Annotated in this window: 6 protein-coding genes; 4 read left to right on the top strand and 2 right to left on the bottom strand. The window is 68.4% G+C overall.

Annotation, left to right across the window (positions count from 1 at the left end; genetic code table 11):
- The 4 genes from D7X12_RS38795 to D7X12_RS38780 form a co-directional block, all read left to right on the top strand.
- The coding region (locus D7X12_RS38795) for an alpha/beta fold hydrolase (RefSeq protein WP_244225041.1) at nucleotides 1-1014 on the top strand (1014 nt) is incomplete at its 5' end.
- 7 nt (nucleotides 1015-1021) lie between these two features.
- Nucleotides 1022-1930 (top strand): AraC family transcriptional regulator, encoded by a 909-nt coding sequence (locus D7X12_RS38790; protein ID WP_120630193.1) that lies wholly within the window; start codon nucleotides 1022-1024, stop codon nucleotides 1928-1930.
- Nucleotides 1931-1943: 13 nt separating this feature from the next.
- Complete coding sequence (locus tag D7X12_RS38785) at nucleotides 1944-2375, top strand: VOC family protein (protein WP_120630192.1); 432 nt, start codon at nucleotides 1944-1946, stop codon at nucleotides 2373-2375.
- A gap of 98 nt (nucleotides 2376-2473) precedes the next feature.
- On the top strand, nucleotides 2474-4300 hold the full coding sequence (locus tag D7X12_RS38780; RefSeq protein WP_120630191.1) for an alkaline phosphatase D family protein: 1827 nt from the start codon (nucleotides 2474-2476) through the stop codon (nucleotides 4298-4300).
- A gap of 4 nt (nucleotides 4301-4304) precedes the next feature.
- Here D7X12_RS38780 and sitI6 read toward each other — a convergent pair whose 3' ends face one another.
- Together sitI6 and sitA6 are read right to left on the bottom strand one after the other, a co-directional pair.
- Nucleotides 4305-5033 (bottom strand): SitI6 family double-CXXCG motif immunity protein, encoded by a 729-nt coding sequence (sitI6, locus tag D7X12_RS38775; RefSeq protein ID WP_120630190.1) that lies wholly within the window; start codon nucleotides 5031-5033, stop codon nucleotides 4305-4307.
- A 28-nt stretch (nucleotides 5034-5061) separates the two neighbouring features.
- The coding region (gene sitA6 / locus D7X12_RS38770; protein ID WP_120630189.1) for a SitA6 family polymorphic toxin lipoprotein at nucleotides 5062-5436 on the bottom strand (375 nt) is incomplete at its 5' end.

The following is a 5436-nucleotide window of genomic DNA, read 5'->3' as shown; positions in this document are numbered from 1 at the left end:
ACTCCCCAGGGCAAACGGCGCACTTCGAGACTCACGGTAGGGCAGCCTGTCCACCTCCCGCAGGAGCCCCGCCGCGCCGCCCCTGAAGCGCTGGGCCTGGGCATGGAGGGCTACCCCTACCCCGCCCCGGTGCAGTTCCTGTCCGCCACCCTGGAGGGCCAGGACGTGCGCATGGCGTACATGGACGTGAAGCCCACGGCCAATGCCAACGGACGCACCGTCGTGCTGCTCCACGGGAAGAACTTCTTCGGCGCGTCGTGGAAGGACACCCTCCGTGTCCTCACCAGCGCGGGCTACCGCGTCGTCGCGCCGGACCAGGTGGGCTTCGGCAAATCATCCAAGCCCGCAATCGCATACAGCTTCCACACGCTCGCGTCGCTGACGAAGAAGGTGCTCGACACGGTGGGCGTGAAGCAGGCCGTCGTCGTGGGCCACTCCATGGGCGGCATGCTCGCCACGCGCTTCGCGCTGATGTACCCGGAGACCACGTCCCAGCTCGTGCTGGAGAACCCCATCGGCCTGGAGGACTACCGCGAGAGCGTCCCGTGGAAGTCCACCGAGGACCTCTACCGCGAGAACCTCCAGGTGACGGAAGAAGGCCTGCGCAAGTACCAGCGCGGCTACTACGTGAAGTGGAAGCCCGAGTACGACGAATACGTCCAGGTCCTCTACCGCCAGACGCTCAGCGGCGAGTACCCCCGGCTCGCCTGGGTGTCCGCCGCCACGCAGACGATGATCTACGAACAGCCCGTGGTGCACGAGTTCCCGCTCGTGAAGGCACCCACGCTGATTGTCATTGGCCAGGAGGACCGCACCGTCGTGGGCAAGGGCAGCGTGCCGCCCGCGCTCCTGCCGAAGCTGGGCCAGTACCCCGCGCTCGGGAAGAAGACCGCCGCGGCCATTCCGGGCGCGACCCTGGTGGAGCTGCCCAACGTGGGCCACATCCCCCACTTCGAGGCGCCGGAGAAGTGGCACGCCGCCCTGCTGGACTTCCTGCGCAAGGGTGCGAAGTAGTCCTCGCATGCACACCATCCGCGTGGTGCGCCATGCGTCGGAGCGGGGCGGCTGGGAGATGGTCCTCGCCGCGCCTCCTCCGCACCTGGCCGCCCACATCCGCGACTACTGCGGCTACCGCGAGGCCACGCCCACGCCCCTGCGCCGCCAGGAGCTGCCCGGCGTCCAGGTGGTGCTCATCCTGGAGTTCGGCCCGCTCCTGAAGCACCTGGACGACGCGGGGCGGGTGACGCGGCACCGCTCCGGCTTCATCGCCGGACTGGACGAGCGCTGGAGCACCACCGAGCACACCGGCGTGTCGCACGGGCTCCAGGTGAACCTCACGCCCCTCGGCGCCCGGCGCGTCACGGGCCTGCCCATGAGCGAGCTGTCGCACCGCGTGGTGGGCCTGGAGGACCTGTGGGGGCTGGAGGCGCGCCGGCTGGTGGAACAGCTCGCCAGTGCCCCGCACTGGGAGGCCCGCTTCGCCCTCGTGGACGCGTTCCTCATCCGGCGCATGGAGCGGGGCCCGGCCGTGGACGCGGGCGTGCGGTGGGCCGTGGAGCGCATCCACCAGGCGGGCGGGAACCTGGACATCGCCACGCTGGCGCAGGAGCTGGGTCACAGCCACAAGCACCTCATCCACCAGTTCCACGAACACGTCGGCCTGCCACCCCGCCGGCTGGCTCGCCTCTTGCGCTTCGACCGCGCGGTGCAGCGATTGAAGGCAGGCGGACCCGTGCGCTGGGCGGACCTCGCGGTGGAGTTGGGCTACTTCGACCAGGCCCACCTGAACCGGGACTTCCGCCAGTTCACCGGCGGGCCGCCGTCCGCCCTGCTGCGCCGCGCGATCCCGGACGCGGGCGGCTTCGAATCCAGCGCGCAGGTGAAATCCGTACAAGAAGGGCTGGGAGCGGAAGGGCAGGATGCGCGGTGAAAGGAAGACACCCATGACCGCGAACACGACGCTGCCCAGCATCTATCCGTTCCTCCGCTACGAGGACCCCGAGGCCGCCCTGCGCTTCCTGAAGGAGGCCTTCGGCTTCGAGGAGCGGGCGGTGTTCCGCTCGCCGGATGGAGCGCTGGCCCACGTGGAGCTGACGCTGGGCCACGGGCTCATCATGTTCGGCGGCGCGGACAGCGCGAACCGGCTGAAGATGGCGTCCTCGAAGGAGGTCCCCGCGAAGAACCAGGGCATCTACATCGTGATTACGGACCCGGATGCCCTCTACGCGCGAGCGAAGGCCGCGGGTGCGCGCATCCTGATGGAGCTGCACGACACCGATTACGGGTCGCGGGACTTCATCGCGCTCGACCTCGAGGGGAACCTCTGGAGCTTCGGCACGTACCAGCCGCTCGCCGCGCCGCCGCCGAAGGGGTGAGCGGACGGGCCTGACGCCTCCGTCGACGGCGGCAGGGGCTTGTGACACCCTTTCAGGTCGGGACGGGACCACCGGCCCCGCACCACCCGGGGGACGTGATGAAGCTGCTGCTGGGGCCCATCCTGTACGCGAGGGCGCAGGCCACACCGGACCCGAAGTCCCACGACGTGTGGAGCTTCTTCGTCAACGTGTTCCTCGACAGTCCGTCCGTGGCCGTGCCGCCGTCGCTGAAGCTGTGTTTCACGAACGCGCAGGGCACGCGGGTCGCCACCTTCGAGGACGCGAAGCCCGCGGCGGACTTCACCCGCCTGCCCCCGGACACCGCGGGCGTGGTGTGGCGTTGGGAGGTCATCCTGCCGCGCCTGGACGTCGCCCAGCGGCTGTCCTACCACTTCGAGTCGCCGGACCGGCCCGGGGTCCCGGTGACGTTCGAGCGCCCCCGGCCGCGCGATACCCGGCCCTGGTCCCCTGCCCTCTCCCCGCAGCCGCTCGTCGTGTCCGACGTCGTCGTCCCCCAGCGGGGCGTGTCGCCGAACATCGCGTTCTTCTCCTGCAACGGCGCCAGCAGCGTGGGGGAGTGGAGCGCCCTCGCGGAGCCCTACGCGCTCTGGGACAAGATGCTGCACCACCACCTGAAGGAGCCCACGGATCCGGCGAAGACGCCGGGCTTCCAGCTGCTCATCGGGGGAGGAGATCAGCTCTACGCGGACTCGCTCCACCACACGGTGGATCTGCTGAGCGGGTTCATGAAGCTGCCCCGCTCCGAGCGGTTGACGCTGGCGGTCCCCGACGGGTTTCGCGAGAGGCTGCTCACCGAATACGTGTGGCTGTATCGGGAGCGGTGGGGAGGCACGGGGGGCATCGCGTCGCTGCTCCAGCGGGTGCCGGGGCTGTTCGTCTGGGACGACCACGACATCTTCGATGGGTGGGGTTCGCAGGAGGAGCTCCAGCGGGCGCCCTGGTACCGGGCGCTCTACAGCGCGGCGGCGCGGACGTTCGAGGCCTTCCAGCGAGGCTGGCTCGAAGCGTCCGGGACGGCGCGCGAGCCGGACGACCGGGACATGGTCCAGCCGGTGTTCCAGGAGGCGCAGGACCAGGATCCGCGGGAGACCCGGCACTACTTCCAGACGCTCTGCTTCTCCACCGCGGACTGCGACCTGGACGTGGTGCTGCTGGACCTGCGCAGCGGAAGGACCAGCCGGGTGCTCGACGAGGAAGACGCGCACCCGCAGTCCGAACACATCGTGATGAGTCGGGTGCAGTGGGACGCGTTCGACGCGTGGCGCGAGGAGCACCGCCACCGTCCGGAGAACGGCAGCAAGGCCCGGCACGTGCTGGTGGTGTCGTCGGTGCCGCTCGTGCACCTGCGGTTCGGGCCGGCGATGGAGCACATGGCCGGGGGCGTCCGGCTGCGTGACGACCTGTTGGACCAGTGGGAGTCGGCGGTGCACCGCGGTGAGCGCACGCGGATGATCATGAACCTGTTCACCCTGGCGAAGAGGTCCTACTGCGCGGTGACGGTGTTGTCCGGAGACGTGCACGTGGGGGCGCGAGCGCGCGTGCGTTCACGCAACCCGGACCACCTGGTCCCCGCGCTGGGTTCGGTGGGAGAGGTGTTCATCGAACAGGCCACGTCCTCGCCCATCGTCCACCCGCCGCCGGGGTGGTTGCCCTTCCAGGGCATGCTCGCGATGTCGGCGGACTCGCGCGAGGACCTGCCGGGCTTCCTCCAGACGGAGCTGCTGCCGGTGGGCAAGGAGCTGTTCCTGCGCGACCGCAACTGGCTGTCCATCCGGTTGGAGCGGCCCAAGCATCGGGAGAACGTGACGGCGCGTCCGAAGCTCTGGGTGCGGTGGATCGCGGAGAAGCACCACCTGCCGATGGAAGTGGTGGTGGAGCCGCCACCCTTCCCTGCGAAGGGATGACAGGCTACGGACGCACGGGGAGTTCGCGGAAGGAGATGCCCGTCCAGCCGCCCTGCTCCACCGCGTCCTTGAAGCGGTCGGTGCCGATGATGACGGTGGCGAAGTTGCCCACGCGGAACAGGTCCGTGTCCGTGGGCAGTGAGGCCTCGTCGAGGATGGGGTCGTCCGGTCGAGTCAACCCCTGTCTCCCACAGGTGGTGCAAGGGGGAGCCACGTCAGGGGGAAGGCAATCACGGTGAAGCAGCCCACGTGGCTCGATTTGCAGTTCGAGGATGTCTGGCGGCGTCTTCTGGCGGAACTTCAGCTCCGTCTTGCATCCGAGGAGTCCGCGCACGCCTGCGGCCTGCAGACTGTCGAGCGCGTCGCGGCGGATGATCATCATCGAGGTTCCAAGCCACGTGAACGGGCCGAACTGCCCCGAAGCGGTCCCTACGAGAGGACCGAAGTCCGTGCCGGGAGGAAGTTCTGAGTTCGGTGGGGCAAGGGGACGCACCAACGTCTGGAGGCGGATGAATTCGTGGAAGGGTTCGGGTCGGGCCTCTTCGAATTCTCCATGCTCGGGGATGAGTGAAAGGTCCACGGCGGGGTACTGGCGCCCCGCTCCTGCCCAGGTGACGCCGCAGCCTGGACAATTCTTGAGGCCTGGGAGGCTCCATTTGTGCGCGGCATTGAAATCCCCGCTGTAGCGCGACGTGGCTGCCGTGTCGTCGCGCAGCCAGAAGTAACGAGGCATGGGCGTTCACTCCTCAATCACAAGAAGGTCAGTTGTACTGCTGAAGAGGGCCGCCGGTGAGTTGGAAACGGTAGATGAGCGTTCCGGCATGCTGGTAGATCTCCTGGGGAGAGGCATTCAGGTTGGCGTCCATGTATTCGCGCCAAGCTTGGTTCCACTCGCCGCCCCTGGGTCCTCCACTGTGAATGCGTCGGTGAACGTGAACGGGAATGGGCAGGGTGTACAGGTGGATATTGACGCCTTGCTTCTTGAACCACCGAGCAAGATCCGGTGACTGCGGGAAGACGTGGTGCTTCTCCATCTTCCCTGCCGGCAACCGCCGCTGTGGAATCACCACGGGCCGGATGTCTTCAGTCCGCGGAAACACCACGAGGGGCTTCCCACCCCCCGGCAGGTTCATCCC

Origin of the sequence: Corallococcus sicarius (assembly GCF_003611735.1) — a bacterium.
Classification (GTDB): domain Bacteria; phylum Myxococcota; class Myxococcia; order Myxococcales; family Myxococcaceae; genus Corallococcus; species Corallococcus sicarius.
Note: the sequence above shows the minus strand (reverse complement) of the source record. Positions and strands in the feature narration are given on the sequence as shown.